Genomic DNA, 18,020 nt, shown 5'->3' with positions numbered 1-18,020 from the left:
GGATCAAAGTGCCGGACGACGGCCCTCGGCGGCCGGTGGGCCGAACCAGCGGGCCAGCCCCGCGCGCAGTTCGTCGGCCGTGTCGGCCGACGAACCCGCCCAGGCGACATAGCCGTCCGGACGGACCAGCAGCGCCTGCGCCGACGGCTCCACGGCCGCCTCCCCGGCGACCACGGACACCCGGTCGGCCCACGGCCGCGCCGCCTCCCGCAGATCGGCCCTCCCTGCCAGATCGAGCAGCAACGGCCGGGCCGGGCGCAGCAGTTCGGCCACCGGCACCGGCTCTTCCGGCCGACCGGACAGCACCAGCCGGCCCGCGAAACACCCTGTCCACGGATGCGCCTGGCCCGGCGAAGCGGAGGTGAACGTCGTATAGCGCACGTCGGTACCGGTGATCATGCGGCCGAAGTACCGGTTGACCTCGTCGATACCGAGCAACTCCTCGATGAAGCCGCGCAGCGGGGTGGTGTGCTGTTCGTCCGGGCGCATCAGGGCCAGCTGCGCCCGCGTGTTCAGCAGGACCCGTTCGGCGACCGGATGCCGTTCGTCGTGGTATGTGTCGAGCAGTTCCTCCGAACCCCACCCGCGGACCCGGGCCGCCAGCTTCCAGCCCAGGTTGACCGCGTCCTGCAGGCCGGTGTTCAGCCCCTGGCCGCCGATCGGGAAGTGCACGTGCGCCGCGTCACCGGCGAGCAGCACCCGCCCGCTGCGGTAGCGCTCCGCCTGCCGACTGGCGTCCCCGAACCGGGACAGCCACGTCACCGGTTCGGTCAGCTTCAGCGGCGTGCCCCGCACGCGCGCGACCGCGGCGTTGAGGTCCTCCAGGGTCACCGGACCCTCGTCCGCCGCCGGGGCGTGCCCGTACTCGATGACGACCGCCCGGCCCGTGCCGCCCTCCGGCGGGAAGGCCAGAACCAGAATGCCGTCGGGGGTGCGCTCCCAGCAGCGCGGCACATCGCGCTCGGGAGTGGCCACGTAGCCGATCAGCGCGCGGACGGTGGCCCCGGTGCCGGGGAAGCCGATCCCGGCCAGCCGGCGCACCGCGCTGCGCCCGCCGTCGCAGCCGACCGCGTAGCGGGCCCGCACCCGGTAGGGGCCGCGCGGCCCCTCCACCGTCACCTCCACGCCCTCCGCGTCCTGGCGCAGTCCGGTCACCTCGTGGCCGCGGCGGATCTCCGCGCCGGCCTGATGCGCGTGCTCCGCCAGCAGGACCTCGGTGCGTGACTGCGGCACCAGGGCCGTGTACGGGTGCCGGGTGTCCAACAGGCTGAAGTTCAGGCCCTGGCTGAAGATCCCGGCGAAGGGCAGCCCCTTGGCGACCTGCGTCCCCTCGAGGAAGCGGTCCAGCAGCCCGCGCAGGTCGAGCATCTCCACGGTCCGGGTGTGCAGGGCCCCTGCCCGATCGTGTCCGGCGGGCTCGACGAGCTTCTCGAGCACCAGGGCCTCCACCCCGCCGGCCCGCAGCTCCCCGGCCAGCATCAGGCCGACCGGACCTCCTCCCACCACCACGACATCCGTCGTCAGGGTGGCTTCGTCCGCGTTGCCGTTGTGCATCATGCGCCTTTCGCGATCGGTTCAGCCGATGACGACCACTGGACGACCAACTCCTCGAAGGAACCGGCGACCTGGGCCGGGGAAGGGCGGGCCAGGGCCCGGTCCTGGAGTGCCGCGGCGGCCCGCGCGTGCCGATCACCGGTGACCAGCCGCCCTACCGCCGCATCGACGGCGTCCGGATCCGCCTCCTGCGCGTTCAGGTGCAGTCCGGCGCCGGTTTCCGCCAACCTGCCTCCGTTCAGAGCCCGTTCGAAGGTGTCGCTCACGACGAGCTGAGGCAGTCCGCGCACGACAGCGCCCAGCAGCGTGTTGGCCCCGCCGTGGTGCACGACCGCCGTGCACGAGGGCAGTACGGCATGCAGCGGCACGCCGGTCACCGCCCGCACCCCGGCGGGGAGTTCACCCAGCCCGGCGAGGTCCTCGGCGCGTGCGACGAGCACCACCTCCATGCCGGGCCGCGGCAACCCGCGCACCGCCCGCATCAGCGGGTGGCCGCCTGGCACGCCGTCGGCGAACGTCCCCCACGTCACACAGAGCCGCTGCCGTTCGGGAGGATCGAACAACCAGGCGGGCACCTTCCCCGGCCTGTCCACCGGGACGAAGCGGACCGGAACCCCGATCCCCGGTCCCGGCCGCTGCATCGGAGCGGGACATGGGTCGATCACGAACTCCCGCGCCGACGGCCACACGCTCCCCGGCGCCTCGGCCGTCACCAGCTCGCGCACCCTTTCTCGCAGCCAGGCGCCGGGCGGCGTACCGAAAGGGTCCGGCCCCCACAGGTGCCGCAGCGTGGGGATGCCCCGTGCCGCGGCGACCGCCTCTGCGGCGAAGGCCACCGGCTCGTGCACCACCGCGTGCGGCCGCCAGCGGTCGACGAGTGCCGCGAGCCCGTCCAGCATGGCCAGGGCGTTGTCGGCGAACATGCGGGGCAGCGCGCCCCGCTCCTGGTAGTACGGCTCGCCGGGGACTCCCCGCACGCTCTCGCGGTGCCGCCGGGCGAACCCTCCGTCCGCGCTCACCCGCACCACGGTCAGCCCGAGCGCCAGCGCGCCCGGCGCCGTGTCGGCGTCGCAGACCACCCTCACGTCGTGCCCTGCGGCCCGCAGGGCCCAGGCCAGCGGAACCATGGGAGCGAGGTGCGAACTGGAGACGGACGTCACGAACAAGATGCGCATGAAAGCCCCTGATCCTGGGCGCCGGGAGACCGCACCGAAATTAGGCAGGGGCCCTAGAGGCTGGCATGAGCCCGGACCGCGTCCGCTTCTTCCAGCACCGCTCGAGGGCAGCGCGACCCGCTTCCAGGAGTGTTCGGGACACGGCGGCGCGGCTGACGGCCGGGCGCCGGAACCTCTCTCCCATCCGAAGGTGGGCCGCAATGAAAGCGATTGTCTGATATGCGCGTTCTAGTCTGTTCCATTCCTCTGCTCGGTCACCTCAACCCCATGCTTCCGCTGTCCTGGGCGCTGCGGGCCGAGGGGCACGAGGTCCTGGTGGCCACGGACGAGAGCTTCGCGCCGCGGGTTCTCGAGCGCGGACTGCCTGTGGCGTCGCTGTCGCCCGTGGAACTGCGGGAGGTGATGGCACGGGACCGGGCCGGCCGGCCGGTGCCGCACACGGCCGAGGCGGACCGGATGTGGCGCAGCGGTCACGGCTGGGGGCGGCTCGGCGCCCGGCATCTGGCGGAGACCATCGCGCTGATGCGCCGATGGGGCCCGGACCTCGTCGTCACCGACCCCGTGGAGTTCGCGGGCCCGCTGGCAGCCGCGCGCCTGGGTATCCCCTGGATCGAGCACGGCTGGGGCATCCGGCCCAGCCCCGAGTTCGCGCTGGCCGCCGAGGAGGAACTCGAGCCGGAGCTGGGCGCGTTCGGGCTCACCGGGCTCCCCCGGCCGACCCGCGTCCTCGACACCTGCTCGCCCAGTCTCCAGCGCCCGGGCACGTTCGGCGACCCCATGCGCTACATATCGGTGACCGGTCCCGCCGAGCTGCCCGGCTGGCTGGACGAGCCCAGGCGCCGCCCCCTGGTGTGCCTCACTTTCGGCAGCTTGCTCCCGTCACTGGCGCCGGACCGGATGCGGACCCTGATCACCCGGCTGATGCACACGCTGCCCGCGCTCGACGTGGAGGTGGTGGTAGCCATCGACCCGGCGGGTGCGCAGCGACTGCGGCCGACGCCGCCCGGCGTGCTGTCCGTGGGCTGGCAGCCGCTGGACCACGTGGTCCCGCGCTGTGCCGTCCTGGTCCATTACGGGGCCTCCGGCATGACGATGGCCGCGATGGCCGCGGGGGTGCCCCAGGTCGTGCTGACCGTGCCGATCGCCGACGCCCCGGACAACGCGCAACGCATCGACGCGTCGGGGCTGGGCATCGCCCTGCCCGCTCTCGACCTCGACGCGGAGCGGGTCGTCGCGGCCTGCCGGGCGCTGCTCACCGAGCCTTCCTGGCGCGTCCGGGCCGCCGAGGTCGCCGCGGAGCAGGCCTACCGGCCGACACCCGCCGAGGTCGCGGCGGGGTTCACCGCCGCGTTCGGCTGAGCGGGACGCCGCGGGAGAAAACGGATGCGCCGCCGTCCCGGTATCGGGGACGGCGGCGCATCCTCGTGCGGCTTCGGTCCGGCTCCGGTCGATCCCGGTATCGCGGACGGCATGCACCGGTCGTCCGGCCGTGGAGAGTCGCCGGGCAGACGGTACGGCGGGCCCGGGATGCTCGTGGGACCGCCGCACCGCTGCGGTCAGGCAGGCTTACGGGCCACCAGGAGCCGGTCATGCGTCATCGTGTCCAGGGGGATCACCCGCTCCGTCTCGAAGCCGGCCGCCTCCGCCCAGGCCGAAATGTCCCGCACCCGGTACTCCGAGCCGCCGTCGAGGATGACGGAGCACACCAGGCTCTGCAGATACGCCCCCGCCTCGGAGGTGTCGTCGAGCATCGCGTCGTAGACCAGCAGCGTGCCCCCCGGGGGCAGGGCACTGAAGGCCTGGGCCAGCAGCCTCTTGCGGGATTCCTCGGGGTGGTCGTGCAGGACGTGGCCGAAGAGGATCACGTCGGCGGCAGGCAGGGGATCGCCGAAGAAGTCGCCTCCCACGAAGCCGACCTGGCCCGCGGTGCCGCGGGCCGCCATGTGCTCGTCGAACAACGGCTCGATGCCGGGCACATCGAAGACCGAGCCTTTCAGGTTCGGGTGGTCCAGCACCAACTGTGCCGCGACGTTGCCGCGGGCCCCACCGACGTCCACGAACGTGTCCCACCGGCTCCAGTCCAGGACCTGGCTCAGTTCCGCGGCCACGAACTGGTTGAAGGTGTCCATGTGCTCGAGGAACCGGCGGGCCCGGTCCAGGTCCGGCTGCTCCTCCACCACCGCGCCCGCGGTGATGTTCTTCCCCGAGGTGGCCCTGCCGTCATGCAGCGCGTCGGCGAAGCGGTTCCACAGCTCGTAGTGGACCCGGCCGTGCTGGAGCACGGCGCCGCCGATGTAGTGCGGGCGGCCCGGGACCAGGAAGTGCTCGGCGCGGGGGCTGTTGGCGTACCTGACGCCGTCGAAGGTCAGCAGGCCGAGCCCGACCAGCGCGTCCAGCCAGTCGTTCACGAGGTGGGAGTGCAGCCGACCCTGCTCGCGGATCTCCGCCTCGGTGCGCGGGCCCTCGGCGAGGAACCCGAAGAGGTCCAGCTCCAGGGCGGTGTGCAGCACCCTGGCCCGGGTGTAGGCGACATTGAGCTGGAGGATCTCGCGGGCGTCGGCCAGCGAGGGGGCGTTTGACGTCGCGTTCGTCATCACGTGCCTTTCGGTCGAGAGGGAGAATCTGGCAGCGGGTCAGATCCGCTCGGCGATCAGAAGGCGCAGCGGCACCCCGCCTATCTGGTGCAGCTGCGGCTCCCCGAAGCCGTTGGCGGTCAGCAGGTCCCGGTACGTCTCCAGCGCATGCGACTCGCCCTCGTGAGTCCAGGCCAGCATCAGCGCGGCGAACAGGTGGGGCACCGGATCGGAGGCCGGGTCGCGGCCGTCCGCGGTGACGGCGACGATGCCGATCCGTCCGCCCGGCCGGGTCGCCTCCGCCAGCCGCCGCAGCATGTCCCCGGCGCGCTCGGCGGAGAAGTGGTGCAGCACGTTGGTGATCAGCGACAGGTCGTACGGGCCGCCCAGCGGCAGCTCGAACATGTCACCGGGGGTCAGTTCGACCCGGTCGAGCACACCCAGGCGCTCCGCGTGGCCCCGGGAGTACTCCAGGACGTTGGCCCAGTCCACGGAGCGGACCCGAGCCTGCGGGTTGCGCTGCGCCACCGTGTAGCCGTACAGGCCGTGCCCGCAGGCGACGTCCAGGATTTCCAGGCGTTCGCGGCCCGCCGCCCACGGGGCCAGCGTGTCGGCCAGCAGATCGGCGATCAGGGGCGTGTGCGGGGTGGGATTACGGGCCAGGTCCTCCCAGAACGGGTACTCGGGGGTCTCGGCGTTGGTGTCCAGTACGGTCCCGCCGCGCTTGACCGCGTCGGAGAGGTGGCCCAGGGCCTCCCACTCGTAGCGGCTGACCGCGAGCCGAAGGGTGTCGCCGAAGTAGCCGGGGCTCGACTTGACCAGGACGCGGTCGACGCCCGGCGCCAGCCGGAACCGTTCGCCGTCCGTGCGGAGCAGTTCGATGGCGGCGAGCGCCCGCAGCAGGACGCGTACGCCCCGAGGGGGCACGCCGAGCCGTGCGGCGACGGTCTCGGCGTCGGCCGGACCGTCCGCCATCGTGTCGAACACGGCGAGGTCGAGCCCGGCGCACAGCACTCCGGCGCGGCGTACCGCCTGGGCCATGTTGAGCAGGGTGAACTCGTCGATCGTGGAAACGGTGGTCTGTGTCACGATCCCTCTTCCTCAGTGGTGGGTGGATGCGGTGGCCGACTCGGCCAGTTCGGCGGCCACGTGGGCGGGGGTCGGCTGGGAGAGCATCTCGGCGCGCAGCCGATCCGCCGCGGTACGGATCTCCGGGTCCTCCAGCAGCCTGATCACCGCGGCGCGGATGGCCTGCTCGTCCGCCTGCTCTCCTCGCATGTGGATGCCGGCGCCCGACTCGGCGAGCGCGGCGGAGATGTTGTCCTGGTCGGCCATGTGGGAGATGGCCAGTTGGCCGAGGCCGGCGCGGATCGCGTTGAACACGGTGCCCGAGCCGCCCTGGTGGACGATGGCGTCGCAGTCGCCGAGCACCAGGTGCAGGGGCGGCGAGTCGAGGACCCGGACGTTGCCCGGTAGTTCGCCGAGCTGTTCGCGGGACGCGGCGTCGGCAGCGACCACGATCTCGATGTCCAGCCCGTCGAGCGCCCGGATGATCCGGGGCAGCAGGAAGGCCCGCTCCCCCATGATCCGGGTGATGGACCTGCCCCAGGTGAGGCAGACCCTCGGCGTGGACTTGTCCTTGCGGCGCAGCTCCGGGCCGGGGGCGCGGCCCGCACCGTTGTACGGCACGTACTGCACCTGCAGCCGGGCGGGTGAGGCCGGGGGCTGGAGGCTCGGCGGGCAGGGATCCACCGTGCGCAGCGCGGGATCGCCCTGGACGTCCAGCCCGTAGGCGCGATACGGGTCGTAGAAGCCCGGCAGCGCGGCAAGGATCTTCTCGCTTCCGGCCGAGCCGAAGAAGTCCCAGCCCCACAGGTGCCGGATCCCGGGCACTCCGAGTTCCTGCGCGGCGACGAGTCCGGGCGGGCACATGGTGTCGGCGAGCACCAGGTCCGGTTTCCAGGCCCGGGCGAACTCCATCACCGGATCGAGGTTGGCGAGCGCGGCCCGCTGCCAGGTGTCGAAGACCTGACCACCGTCCTCGGCCCGGGCGGGGTCCTCGGGTTTCTGGCGGGCCTTCAGCTCCTGGGACAGGGTCTTGCGGCGGATCTCCACCAGGTCGATGTCGCTGCCGACCGCGGCCATGGGCAGGCCCGACCGGGTGACCAGGTCCGCCATGGAGGGCTGGGCCACCACCAGGACCTCATGACCAGCGGCGCGGAACGCGGCGGCCAGCGGCTGGACGACGAAGTAGTGGGTGGGCCACGGGGAGGTGGCCACCAGAACACGCATCTCCTTCTCCTCTCTATCGGGCAAGGTTCGTCAGCTCCGCCACCAGGTCGGCCGGCGTCGGCTGGGTGCGCATGCCGTCGGCCAGCTTCTGCGCGGCGGTGCCGTGGGCGGGGTCCGACAGGAGGTGGTCCATCTCGGCGCGCAGCAGGTCCACTCCCTCCTGGGCGACGGGCACCTCCTCGGTCATCAGGTGCCGGGCGGCGCCCGACGCGGCGAGCCGGGTGCCGTTGACCGTCGGCTCGGGGCGGGTGGTGATCAGGAGCTGCCGGACCCCCCAGGCCGCGGCCGTCATGCTGGTGCCCGCGCCCCCGTGATGGACCACGAGGTCGCAGGACGGCATCAGCAAGTGCAGCGGTAGCCCGACCGCGACCCGGGCCCGGTCGGGCAGTGGCGCGGCCTCCAGAGCCCGCGCGGTCTGCTCGGTCACCGCGACGACGACCTCGTCGGCCACCTCGGCGGCGGCTTCCACGCACTGGCGTACGAGTTCGACGACCGTGCCGCCGCGCAGTGCCATGGAGGTGGCGCCCCAGGTGACGCAGACCCGGCTTCCGGTCCGCTCCCGCAGCAGCCAGTCCGGCAGCAGGCCCGGACCGTTGTAGGGGATGTAGCGCATCTGATGGCAGGTCGGCCCGGCCGGGTAACGGATGCCGGGGGCGCTGGGGTCGATCCAGGCGGTGGGCTCGGTCCGCACGGCCGCCCCGACCCGCTCGTACAACTCGGCGTACTCCGGCAGCGGTTCGCTGCCCATGCGGCGCATCTCGATGCGCTGGAGCCCGGGCGTGCCCCACAGATGACTGACGTTGGGCACGCCCAGGGCCGCTGCGACCACGGGCCCGGCGAGTGTGACGGCGTCGTGCACCACCAGGTCGGGCCGCCAGTACCGGGCGAGATCGAGCAGGTCGTCGAGCATGGCCGCGGCCATGACCGCCTGCATCCGCCCCAGGTTCTCGATCAACGCGAACTGCTCGTCGTTCAGGAGGTCCGGACGGACGGGCCAGTCGTCGGGCCAACGGCTCTGGACGTGCCAGGCGGCCCTGCTGCGGTCGTTGGACAACGAGGCGAGGTCGACGTCGCGGCCGACCGACACCCCGGGCAGGCCGGACGCGGTCACGATCGGCATCAGCCCCGGCGCGCTCGCCACCCGGACCTCGTGGCCGGCGGCCAGGGCCGCCGACTCCAGCGGGACCATCGGGAAGTGGTGCGAGTGCCAGGGAAACGTGGTGAACAGAATGCGCATCCGTCGGGTGCCTCTCCAGTAGCGTCGGATGAAGGGGTGTCGGGCCTCGTCGGTGGGAAGGGCGTGCCGAGCCGGTCCGTCACCCCGAGCGGGCGCTCCACGGCGCTCCCCGCAGGCAACCGGAGGCGCCCGCCCGTCCACCGGGCCGGAACGAGCGGCGTCGGCGAGCCGCCGGTCGGCCGCCGTGGAGGGCTATTCCTCGTCGTGCACGACGGAGTCGCCCAGGACCGCGTCGATCTCCGCCGTCAAGTCCGCTTCCAGACGGACTCCGGCCGCCTTCACGTTGCTCAGGACCTGTTCCGCGTTGGACGAGCCGATGACGGCTCCGCTGACGCCGGGGTTGCGCAGCACCCAGGCGAGGGCGAGCTGCGCAGTGGTGAGGCCGGCCTCTTCGGCCAGCGGGCGCAGCCTCCCGACGCGGCCGAGGACCGTGTCGTCGTCCAGCCAGCGCCGCAGCAAGGGGGCCCGGCCGCCCTTGGGTGCGGTGGCCCGGGAACCGGCCGGGGGCCGCGCGCCCGGCGCGTACTTGCCCGTGAGCGCGCCCTGTTCCAGGGTGAAGTAGCAGATCTGGCCGATGCCCAGGTCACGGCAGGCCGGGATCACCTTGGCCTCCGGTACCCGCCACAGCATCGAGTAGCGGGGCATGTGGCAGATCACCGGCACGCCCAGTCGGGCACCGATCTCCGCCGCCTCGGTGATCCGCTCCACGGGCCACTCCGACATGCCGACGTAGAGGATCTTCCCGGCCCGTACCAGGTCGGAGAAGGTCCACATCAGCTCCTCCAGCGGAGTCGCCGGATCGTAGCGGTGCGCGGTGTAGACGTCGATGTGGTCGACGCGCAGCCGGCGCAGCGAGCCGTCGACCGACTCCATGACGTGTTTCCTGGACAGCCCCCGCCCGTTGGGACCGAGCCCGATCGGCATCCCCACCTTGGTGCACAGCACCAGCTCTTCGCGGGGTGTCCCGGCCAGCGCCTCACCCAGCAGGGTCTCGGACCGGAACATGCCGTAGACGTCGGCGGTGTCGAAGGTCGTCACCCCGGCGTCACGCGCCGCTCTGATCGAGGAGATCACCACCTCGTCGGGGGTGTCGTCCTGGGGGTACAGCAGGTTGCCGTAAACGATCTCGCTCACTGAAAGGCCGCTTCGGCCAAGGGTTCGAAACTCCACGGCGACAACGCTGAGCTGCCCGGATCGAAGGCGGCTCAAGCCCTGGCGGAGCCCCTGCCCGCCCGGAGGCAGGTCGATCGGGACTCGAGCGCGGCTCCAGTCCGGGTGTCGACGGTGGCCCGGAGCGCGCTGCCGATGCCTGCGATGGGAGAGACGTCAATGACTCAGGCGATCATGAGCAGAGAGCATCCAGCAGTACCCCCGGACAACCACGGCGGCCCGGACCTCGAGCGCATCGCCGCATCGGCGGCCGCGGTCGACGGCGGCCTGTTGTCCATGACCGATTTCCACCGCTGGTTCGACGAACGCCGCAAAGCCATCCGGATGGACGTGCGGCGCATTCCCTTCGCCGAGCTCCAGCGCTGGAGCTTCCAGCCGGTCACCGGGAACCTGGTGCACGACAGCGGCCGCTTCTTCGCTGTCGAAGGGCTGCGGGCCCGCTTCGACGGCCCGAACCCGGCCTCCTGGTCCCAGCCGATCATGAACCAGCCGGAAGTCGGGTTCCTCGGCATCCTGGTCAAGGAGTTCGACGGCGTCCTGCACTGCCTGATGCAGGCGAAGGCCGAGCCCGGAAACGCCGAGGGGCTCCAGCTGTCACCCACGGTGCAGGCGACCCGCAGCAACTACACCGGAGTGCACGAGGGCAGCGCCGTCCGGTATCTGGAGTACTTCACGGATCCCGGCAAGGGCCGGGCGCTCGCCGACGTGCTCCTGTCCGAACACGGCGACTGGTTCTACCGCAAGCGCAATCGCAACATGGTCGTCGAGGCCGTCGGCGACGTTCCCGAGCACGAGGACTACTGCTGGCTGACGCTGGGCCAGGTCCGCCGGCTGCTGGGCATCCCGGACCTGGTCAACATGGACACCCGGACGGTCCTGGCCTGCCTCCCCGTCGGCCCGGCCGGCGGTCCGGGCGACGGCGCGGCGACCGCCCTGACCGCCTCGCTGTCCGCGCGGGCCCCCGCTGCACACACCCTGCCCGAACTCCTGCGCTGGTTCAACGCGATCAGGGCGCGCAGCGAGGTCACCGTGGAGCCCGTACCGCTGGCCGCCGTGGACGACTGGGTGCGCGACGCGAACGAGATCCGCCACATCAGCGGCCGGCACTTCGCGATCGTCGCCGTTTCCGTCGAGGCCGGCAACCGCGAGGTCACCGGCTGGACCCAGCCGCTGCTCAGCCCGCGCGGCACCGGAGTGGTGGCCTTCCTGGCCAAGCGGATCAACGGTGTCCTCCACGTCCTGGCGCACGCCCACCCGGAGCCGGGGTACGTCGACATCGTCGAGCTGGGCCCCACCGTCCAGTGCGTGCCCGACAACCACGCTCATCTGCCCCCCGAGCGCCGGCCGAGGTTCCTGGACGAGGTGCTCGCCGCCCGGCCGGAGCAGATCCTCTACGACGTCGTCCAGTCCGAGGAGGGCGGCCGCTTCTACCGGGCGCTGAGCCGCTACATGGTGGTGGAGACCGACGAGGACCGGGCCGTACCCGAGGACTACCGCTGGATGACCGTGGCGCAGCTGGTCACCCTGCTGCAGCACAGCAACTACTGCAACATCCAGGCCCGCAGCCTCATCGCGTGTCTGCAGTCCGTCTGGTGAGCGCCGTGTCCGAGGAGCGTGCCCCCCTGCGCCTGGGCCTGCTCGGCTGCGCCGACATCGCTCAGCGCCGTGCGCTGCCCTCGCTCGTCCGCGTTCCGGACTTCGCCCTCACCGCGGTCGCCAGCCGTGACGCCGACAAGGCGAAGCTCTTCGCCCGCCGGTTCGGCGCGGCCCCGGTCGCCGGGTACGAGGAACTGCTCGCCCGAAAGGACCTCGACGCGGTGTACATACCGCTGCCTGCCGCGCTGCACGCGCCCTGGGCCGGCCGGGCGCTCGCGGCCGGGCTGCACGTCCTGGTGGAGAAACCGGCGGCCGCCACGGCCGAGGAGGCCGCCCGGCTGACCCGCCTGGCCCGCGAGCGCGACCTGGTGGTGATGGAGAACTTCGCGTTCGTCCACCACACCCAGCAGGAGGCGGTCCGGACCCTGCTGGCGGAGGGCGCCATCGGGGAACTGCGCTCCCTGTCGGCCGAGTTCGCCTTCCCTCCACTGGTGGACACCGACATCCGCTACCGGCGGGAACTCGGAGGCGGCGCTCTGCTGGACGCGGGCGTGTACCCCCTCCGGGCGGCCCGGATGTTCCTGGGCGACGAGCTCGAGGTGACGGGCGCCACGCTGCGCGAGGATCCCGGGCACGGGGTGGACGTCGCGGGTGCGGCGCTGCTGACCGGGCCGACCGGGATCAGTGCCCACGTGAGCTTCGGTTTCGTCCACTCCTACCGCTGCGGTTACACCCTGTGGGGCTCGGCGGGGCGGATCAGCCTGGACCGCGCCTACAGCGCTCCGGACGACTTCGCGCCGAAGCTCACGTGGGAGCGGGACGGGCGGATCGAGGAGCGCCGGCTGGCTCCGGACCAGCAGTTCACAGAGCTCTTCCAGCGATTCGCCGCAGCCATCCGCCGCGAGAACGTCACCGGTCCGGCACAGGACCTCGAACGACAGGCACGCCTGGTGGAGCGGATCGCCGCCACCGCCCGGCGCTTCCCCCGGTGACCGGCTCCCCGCCCGCTTGCGGGAAGCCGTGCCGAGCCTCGCGCGCGACCGTCGCACGAGCCCCCGAACCACGAAGAGAAAGGTCGACCACATGAACATCTCTGGCATCGCGCGGGAAGTGACCACCTGCCGGATGTGTGGAGCGCAGGACTGGCAGAAGGTCGTGGACTTCGGCCCCGTGCCCCTGGCGGACAGCTTCCTCGAACCCGCGGCTTCCTACGACGACGAGCCGCGCTACCCGCTGGCCGTGATCTCCTGCCGCTCGTGCCGGCTCATGAGCCTGACGCACGTCGTGGATCCCGAGGTGCTGTACCGGACATACCCCTACACGACGTCCGACTCGGAGACCATCAAGAAACACATGGGGCACGTCGTCTCGATGTGCGTCGAGCGCTTCGGCATTCCCGAGGGCAGCTTCGTCCTGGAGATCGGCAGCAACACCGGCTCACAGCTCAAGGCGTTCCAGAACGCCGGGATGCGGACCCTTGGCATCGACCCGGCCCGCAACATCGTCACGGTGGCCAACGAGCGGGGCATCGAGACGCTGCCGGAGTTCTTCTCGGTCGACACCGCCGCCCTCGTGAAGAAGACCTACGGCACGCCCCAGCTGATCCTGGGCCGCCACGTCTTCGCGCACATCGACGACGTCGCCTCGGTCGCCGCGGGCGTGCGCGATCTGCTGGGCCCGGACAGCCTGTTCGCCATCGAGGTGCCGTACCTGGTGGACATGCTCGAACGCACCGAGTTCGACACCATCTACCACGAGCACCTGTCCTACTTCGGCGTCGGCTCTCTGGTCGCCCTCTTCCAGCGGCACGGTCTGCGGGTGGTGGACGCCGAACGCCTCGCGGTGCACGGCGGATCCATCCTGGTCTTCGTGGGCCTGGCCGACGGCACCCGGCCGACGGCACCCGCCGTCGAGGAGCTCATCGCCCTGGAGAAGCGGAGCGGCCTGCACGAGGACGCCACCTACGAGCGGTTCGCCGAGCACGTCGAACGGATCACCGGCGAACTCACCGCTTTGGTCCGCTCGTTGCGGGCCGAAGGGAAGCGGATCGCCGGATACGGGGCGCCCGCGAAGGGCAACACCCTCCTGAACGTCTGCGGGATCACCACGGACGATCTCGAATTCTGCTGTGACACCACGGAGTTCAAGCAGGGTCTGGTGCTCCCCGGCACGCACATCCCGGTGCACAGCCCGGCCTACGCTAAGACGCAGGCCATCGACCACTACCTGCTGCTGGCCTGGAACTACCGGGAGGAGATCATCGCCAAGGAGGCGTCGTTCCTGGCGAACGGCGGACGGTTCATCCTGCCCAACCCGCGCCCGTCGATCGTGTCGGCCGGAGCGTGACGGTGGCACGGACGACGGACCTCGCCCAGAGCGTCGTCGTCACCGGCGGTGGTTCCGGCATCGGCCGGGCCACCGCCCGGGCGTTCGCGGCCCAGGGCGCCCATGTGCTCGTCGTGGGGCGGACCGAGGAGCGTCTGGCCGAGACCGCCGAGGGGCAGCCGCGCATCCGGCGGCTCGTCGCCGACCTCGTCGACCGCGACGCTCCCGAGCGGATCGTGGCGGCGGCGCTGGACGCCACCGGCCGGATAGACGTACTGATCAACAATGCCTCCGTCCCGTGGCGGGCCCGGCTCGGCGAGATCGACCGGGAGCGGACCGAGCGCCAGATCGCCACCAATCTGCTGGGCCCGCTCTTCCTGACCCAGAGCGCGACGCCGCACATGCCGCCCGGCGCGACGGTGATCAACATCAGCTCCAACCCGCCGACGCGCGGCTGGCCCGCCAACTCGGTGTACGGCAGCACCAAGGTCGGCCTCGACTTCCTCACCCTGACCTGGGCGGTGGAACTGGCGCCGCGCGGCATCAGGGTCGTCTCGGTGGCCCCGGGGCCGACGGTGACGCCCGCCCTCGCCGAGGCCCGGTCCGGGCTGCCGCCCGAGCAGCGGAGCGACTTCTCCCGCGTCCCGCTGGGCCGCCCCGCCCGGCCGGAGGAGATCGCCTGGTGGATCACAGAGGTGACCCGTCCCGAGGCCGGCTATCTGACCGGCGCGATCCTGCGTGTCGACGGCGGTCTGAGCGTGGGCTGACCGTCACCGGCGCCGTCCGGCGGGCAGCCACCGGACGGCGCGTGCGACATCGGGCCTGGTGCCCGCCCGGCCGGGCGGGCACCAGGCCCGATGTCGTCTGCCCGAAAGCTCCTCAGTCGTCCGCCAAGGCCACGGCGCGGGCCCAGCCCGCGCCGGAGCCGATCAGCTTCACCGGAAGGCAGGAGACGGTGTAGCCGAGGTCACCGGGCAGGGCGTCCAGGTTGTGGAGGCGTTCGATCTGGCAGTACTCACGTCGGCGGCCGGCGAAGTGTGCGGGCCACAGCACAGAGCGGTCACCGGTTTCCTGGTACCGGCGGATCATGTCACCGAACGGCGCGTCGAGGCTGAAGGCGTCGGTGCCGATGACCTTGACCCCGAGGTCGAGCAGGAAGTCGGTGGCCTCGCCGTCGAGTCCGGTGAAGTCGGTGAAGTACTTCTCGGTGCCGACGTACGCGGAGGCCCCGGTGTTCAGGAGGACGATGTCGTAGGGCTGGGGGGTGCGGCCGATCCGGGCGATCTCCCGCTTGAGGACCTCGGCGCCCACGGCTCCCAACGGCTCGTCGCGCAGGTCGAGGCGGATCGCCGGGCGGTGGAACCAGTCCAGCGGCATCTCGTGGATGTGGCGCGGGGTGCCGTAGGCGGCCGTCGAGCCGTAGTGGGACGGCGCGTCCACGTGCGTCCCGGTGTGGCTGGTGAGCGTGAAGGTGTCCAGCGACAGCAGTTCGCCGTCGGGCAGCACGGACGGGTCGAAGTCGATGCCGAAGTGGGCCTTCATCTCATCGCTCATGTGCCGGGCACCCTCGGCGGGAGTGAGGACCTTGTGGACCACGGGGTCGGGTTCCCAGGCCGTTGCGTCCACGGGCGAGGACAGGTCGATGATGCGCATGGGTCATCCCTTCGAGCTGCCCGTGCGCTCGGCACGGGCAGTCGGGCCGGTGGTGAACAGATCCGTGCGGACGTCCACGGAGGGGTGGCCGAAGGCCACCCGGTGAGTGATCTTCCTGCCGAGCGGGCTGTGCCGGATGAGCCGGGCGATGCCGGAGCGCAGCCGGTCGGCCACCGGCCCGCCGGTCCCGAACATGCCCTTGGCCTGCATCCCCTGCATCTTCATGACGGCGTCCACCGCCGGCATCCGGGCGTCGAGGAAGGAGGCGAACCGCTCCCGCTCCAGGCGCCCGGCCCGCAGGGCCGCCACCAGGACGGGGTGGAGCACCGCGGCGTCCTGGAGAGCGAGGTTGATGCCCTGGGCACCCAGCGGGCTGTGGGTGTGGGCGCTGTCGCCGATCAGCACGAGACCGTCGCGCGTCCAGGCGTCGGCCTTCCCGGCGTAGACGTCGAGCAGGCTGAGGTCGGACAGGCTGCCCACGGAGTCCTCGATGAGGTCCGCGAACTGCGGCAGTGCTGCGGCCAGTTCGCGTCGGACCTCGCCGACGCCGCGGGCTGCGAGTTCCGGCCAGCTCTTGTGCGGCAGGGTCCAGCCGATCTGCAGCTTGCCGGGGTGGGAGTCGTGCACGAGGACGGGGTTGCCCGCGGTGCGGTGGATGCGGACGTACCCGGTCTGCCGGTCGGGGGCATCCACCTTGAACCAGAGCACGTCGTGCCCGAACGCCTCCACACGGCCCGCACCGATCCCAGCCAGCGCCCGGGTCTTGGAGAACCGGCCGTCGGCCCCCACGACGACCCGGGCGTGCACCGTGCGGCGCCTGCCGGGGCCGTGGGCGACGACGCCGGTGACCCGGCCGTCCTCCTCCGCCAGAGCGCCCACCCGGTGGCCGTCGAGGAAGCGGAAGCCGGGCAGCGCCCGGCACTGCGCGAGGAGCGCGTCGAGCAGGTGCCGCTGGGGCACCGCCAGCAGGTGGTCGTACGGGGCGGGCAGCAGCCGGTAGTCGATGTCGAGCAACACACGGCCATGGTCGATGAGTTGGAAGCCATCGAGTTCGCACGCCCCGGCATCGCGCGCGGCGGTGAGGACGCCGAGGTCGTCGAGAATGCGCTGGCCGCCGGGCTGGAGGATCTCACCCCGGAAGTCACGGTCGAACCCCGTCGACTTCTCGAGGAGGGCGACCCGCACCCCCGAGCGGAGCAGCATCAGGGCGAGGGCGAGCCCGGCGGGCCCGCCGCCCACCACGCAGACGTCCGTGTGCAGGTCGTCGTCGGGTGCGGACGGTCCGGGCGGTGTCGTGCCGGTGGTCATGGACATCGCTCAGCCCGCCACCAGACCCAGGCCACCGTCGACGGTCACGACCTGGCCCTGCAGCCAGGCGGCCTCGTCCGTGCACAACAGGCTGACGACATCGGCGACGTCCTCGGGGGTGGTGAGCCGGCCCCCGGGCGTGCGCGCCGTGATCGCCTTGGCGAGCTCGGCCGGGACGCTCCCGTCCCCCTTGTCGACCTTGGCGGCGGAGACCGCGTTGACGGCGATGCCGCATCCGGCCAGCTCCACCGCGAGATAGCGCACGAGGGACTCCAGGGCGGCCTTGGCCACGCCCGCCGCGGCGTAGCGTGGCACGACCTGGCGGGCACCGGCGCTGGAGACGGCGATGATCCTGCCGGAGCGTCCCGCCATCAGCCCGGCGAGCCGGGAGCCTCCGGTCAGCAGGGGGTGCAGCGCGACGGCCAGGGAGCGGTCCAGCTGCGCGGGTTCGGTGGTGAGAGTGGGCGCCGGCCGGAAGTAGGAGGTGTTGTGGACGAAGATGTCGAGGTGGCCGAAGCGACGCCTGGCCTCGTCGCACAGCGCGTCGAAGTCGTCGGTGACATCGGCCTTGGCGGCGCTGACCCGGCCCGGGAGGCCGGCCAACGCCTTGAGGGCGCTCGCGGCGTTCGCGTCGTCCTCGGCGTAGTTGAGCAGGACGTCGGCGCCGCAGGCGCTCAGTTTGCGGGCGATCGCGAGGCCCACGCCCCGGGTGGCGCCGGTCACCAGCGCGGTGCGGCCGGTCAGTGCCGGGGCGGTGGAGTGGTGTGTGGTCACGGTTCGGCTCCCAGTGGTCGGCGGGCGGCTCAGGCGGCGCGGGTGCCGGCGGCGAGCGCCTCGTTGACCAGGGCGAGGTACTGGCCCAGGGTCTCCGCCTCGGACACGGCCTCGTCGTCGAGGGCGACGCCGTAATCGCGTTCGATGCGCGCGGTGGTCTCCAGGACGGCGACCGAGTCGTAGCCGAGGTCGGTGAAGGAGACATCGTCGGCGCGCGTGGACAGGTCTGCGTTCTCGCTCTCGCCCGCGCACTCGCGCAGCAAGGTGGTGAGGTCTTCCAACTGCATCTGCTGGGACATGGGTTTCTCCTGCTCCTGCTCTCGATCGGTGTCTCGCCGGGTGTGCCGGCCGTCGTGCCGGCGG

The 18,020-nt window shown here is 72.0% G+C and carries 16 protein-coding genes; 5 read left to right on the top strand and 11 right to left on the bottom strand.

Annotated elements, in window-relative coordinates:
• Positions 1–3: 3 nt before the first annotated feature.
• Positions 4–1,557, bottom strand: a complete 1,554-nt coding sequence (locus ACFYW8_RS35920) for an FAD-dependent monooxygenase (protein ID WP_389088464.1) — start codon at positions 1,555–1,557, stop codon at positions 4–6.
• The gene (locus tag ACFYW8_RS35915; protein ID WP_389088459.1) at positions 1,554–2,729 is read right to left on the bottom strand and encodes a nucleotide disphospho-sugar-binding domain-containing protein; all 1,176 of its coding nucleotides are present in this window, start codon (positions 2,727–2,729) and stop codon (positions 1,554–1,556) included. The genes ACFYW8_RS35920 and ACFYW8_RS35915 overlap by 4 nt, the downstream gene beginning before the upstream one ends.
• Positions 2,730–2,948: 219 nt before the next feature.
• Between ACFYW8_RS35915 and ACFYW8_RS35910 the strand changes: the two genes are divergently transcribed.
• The gene (locus ACFYW8_RS35910; RefSeq protein WP_389088454.1) at positions 2,949–4,088 is read left to right on the top strand and encodes a glycosyltransferase; all 1,140 of its coding nucleotides are present in this window, start codon (positions 2,949–2,951) and stop codon (positions 4,086–4,088) included.
• Between the two features lie 197 nt (positions 4,089–4,285).
• On the opposite strand, the gene mtmMI is transcribed toward ACFYW8_RS35910, so the two are convergent.
• From mtmMI to ACFYW8_RS35885, 5 genes are all read right to left on the bottom strand, one after another.
• Positions 4,286–5,323, bottom strand: a complete 1,038-nt coding sequence (mtmMI, locus tag ACFYW8_RS35905; protein WP_389088450.1) for a demethylpremithracinone o-methyltransferase — start codon at positions 5,321–5,323, stop codon at positions 4,286–4,288.
• Between the two features lie 39 nt (positions 5,324–5,362).
• Positions 5,363–6,391, bottom strand: a complete 1,029-nt coding sequence (locus tag ACFYW8_RS35900; protein ID WP_389088445.1) for a methyltransferase — start codon at positions 6,389–6,391, stop codon at positions 5,363–5,365.
• A gap of 12 nt (positions 6,392–6,403) precedes the next feature.
• Positions 6,404–7,594, bottom strand: a complete 1,191-nt coding sequence (locus ACFYW8_RS35895) for a nucleotide disphospho-sugar-binding domain-containing protein (protein WP_389088440.1) — start codon at positions 7,592–7,594, stop codon at positions 6,404–6,406.
• Between the two features lie 13 nt (positions 7,595–7,607).
• Complete coding sequence (locus ACFYW8_RS35890) at positions 7,608–8,831, bottom strand: nucleotide disphospho-sugar-binding domain-containing protein (RefSeq protein WP_389088435.1); 1,224 nt, start codon at positions 8,829–8,831, stop codon at positions 7,608–7,610.
• A 192-nt stretch (positions 8,832–9,023) separates the two neighbouring features.
• Positions 9,024–9,965, bottom strand: a complete 942-nt coding sequence (locus tag ACFYW8_RS35885; protein WP_389088431.1) for an aldo/keto reductase — start codon at positions 9,963–9,965, stop codon at positions 9,024–9,026.
• A 195-nt stretch (positions 9,966–10,160) separates the two neighbouring features.
• On the opposite strand from ACFYW8_RS35885, the gene ACFYW8_RS35880 reads away from it, so the two are divergent.
• The 4 genes from ACFYW8_RS35880 to ACFYW8_RS35865 all read left to right on the top strand — a co-directional run bounded on the left by ACFYW8_RS35880 (position 10,161) and on the right by ACFYW8_RS35865 (position 14,689).
• Positions 10,161–11,597, top strand: coding sequence for an NDP-hexose 2,3-dehydratase family protein (locus ACFYW8_RS35880; protein ID WP_389088427.1), 1,437 nt, complete (start codon positions 10,161–10,163; stop codon positions 11,595–11,597).
• On the top strand, positions 11,576–12,589 hold the full coding sequence (locus tag ACFYW8_RS35875) for a Gfo/Idh/MocA family protein (protein ID WP_389088423.1): 1,014 nt from the start codon (positions 11,576–11,578) through the stop codon (positions 12,587–12,589). The genes ACFYW8_RS35880 and ACFYW8_RS35875 overlap by 22 nt, the downstream gene beginning before the upstream one ends.
• A gap of 91 nt (positions 12,590–12,680) precedes the next feature.
• Positions 12,681–13,943, top strand: a complete 1,263-nt coding sequence (locus tag ACFYW8_RS35870; RefSeq protein WP_389088418.1) for a methyltransferase domain-containing protein — start codon at positions 12,681–12,683, stop codon at positions 13,941–13,943.
• Between the two features lie 2 nt (positions 13,944–13,945).
• Positions 13,946–14,689: an SDR family NAD(P)-dependent oxidoreductase gene (locus tag ACFYW8_RS35865; RefSeq protein ID WP_389088413.1), complete on the top strand. Its 744-nt coding sequence runs from the start codon at positions 13,946–13,948 to the stop codon at positions 14,687–14,689.
• A 112-nt stretch (positions 14,690–14,801) separates the two neighbouring features.
• On the opposite strand, the gene ACFYW8_RS35860 is transcribed toward ACFYW8_RS35865, so the two are convergent.
• From ACFYW8_RS35860 to ACFYW8_RS35845, 4 genes are read right to left on the bottom strand one after another with little or no spacing between them, the layout of a single operon-like run.
• Complete coding sequence (locus ACFYW8_RS35860; RefSeq protein ID WP_389088407.1) at positions 14,802–15,575, bottom strand: cyclase family protein; 774 nt, start codon at positions 15,573–15,575, stop codon at positions 14,802–14,804.
• A 3-nt stretch (positions 15,576–15,578) separates the two neighbouring features.
• Positions 15,579–16,883: an FAD-dependent monooxygenase gene (locus tag ACFYW8_RS35855; RefSeq protein ID WP_389088402.1), complete on the bottom strand. Its 1,305-nt coding sequence runs from the start codon at positions 16,881–16,883 to the stop codon at positions 15,579–15,581.
• A gap of 9 nt (positions 16,884–16,892) precedes the next feature.
• Positions 16,893–17,657: an SDR family oxidoreductase gene (locus tag ACFYW8_RS35850; RefSeq protein ID WP_389088397.1), complete on the bottom strand. Its 765-nt coding sequence runs from the start codon at positions 17,655–17,657 to the stop codon at positions 16,893–16,895.
• Between the two features lie 29 nt (positions 17,658–17,686).
• Positions 17,687–17,956, bottom strand: a complete 270-nt coding sequence (locus ACFYW8_RS35845; RefSeq protein WP_389088392.1) for an acyl carrier protein — start codon at positions 17,954–17,956, stop codon at positions 17,687–17,689.
• Positions 17,957–18,020: the final 64 nt, after the last annotated feature.

The organism is Streptomyces sp. NPDC002742 (assembly GCF_042888885.1).
GTDB lineage: Bacteria > Actinomycetota > Actinomycetes > Streptomycetales > Streptomycetaceae > Streptomyces.
Note: the sequence above shows the minus strand (reverse complement) of the source record. Positions and strands in the feature narration are given on the sequence as shown.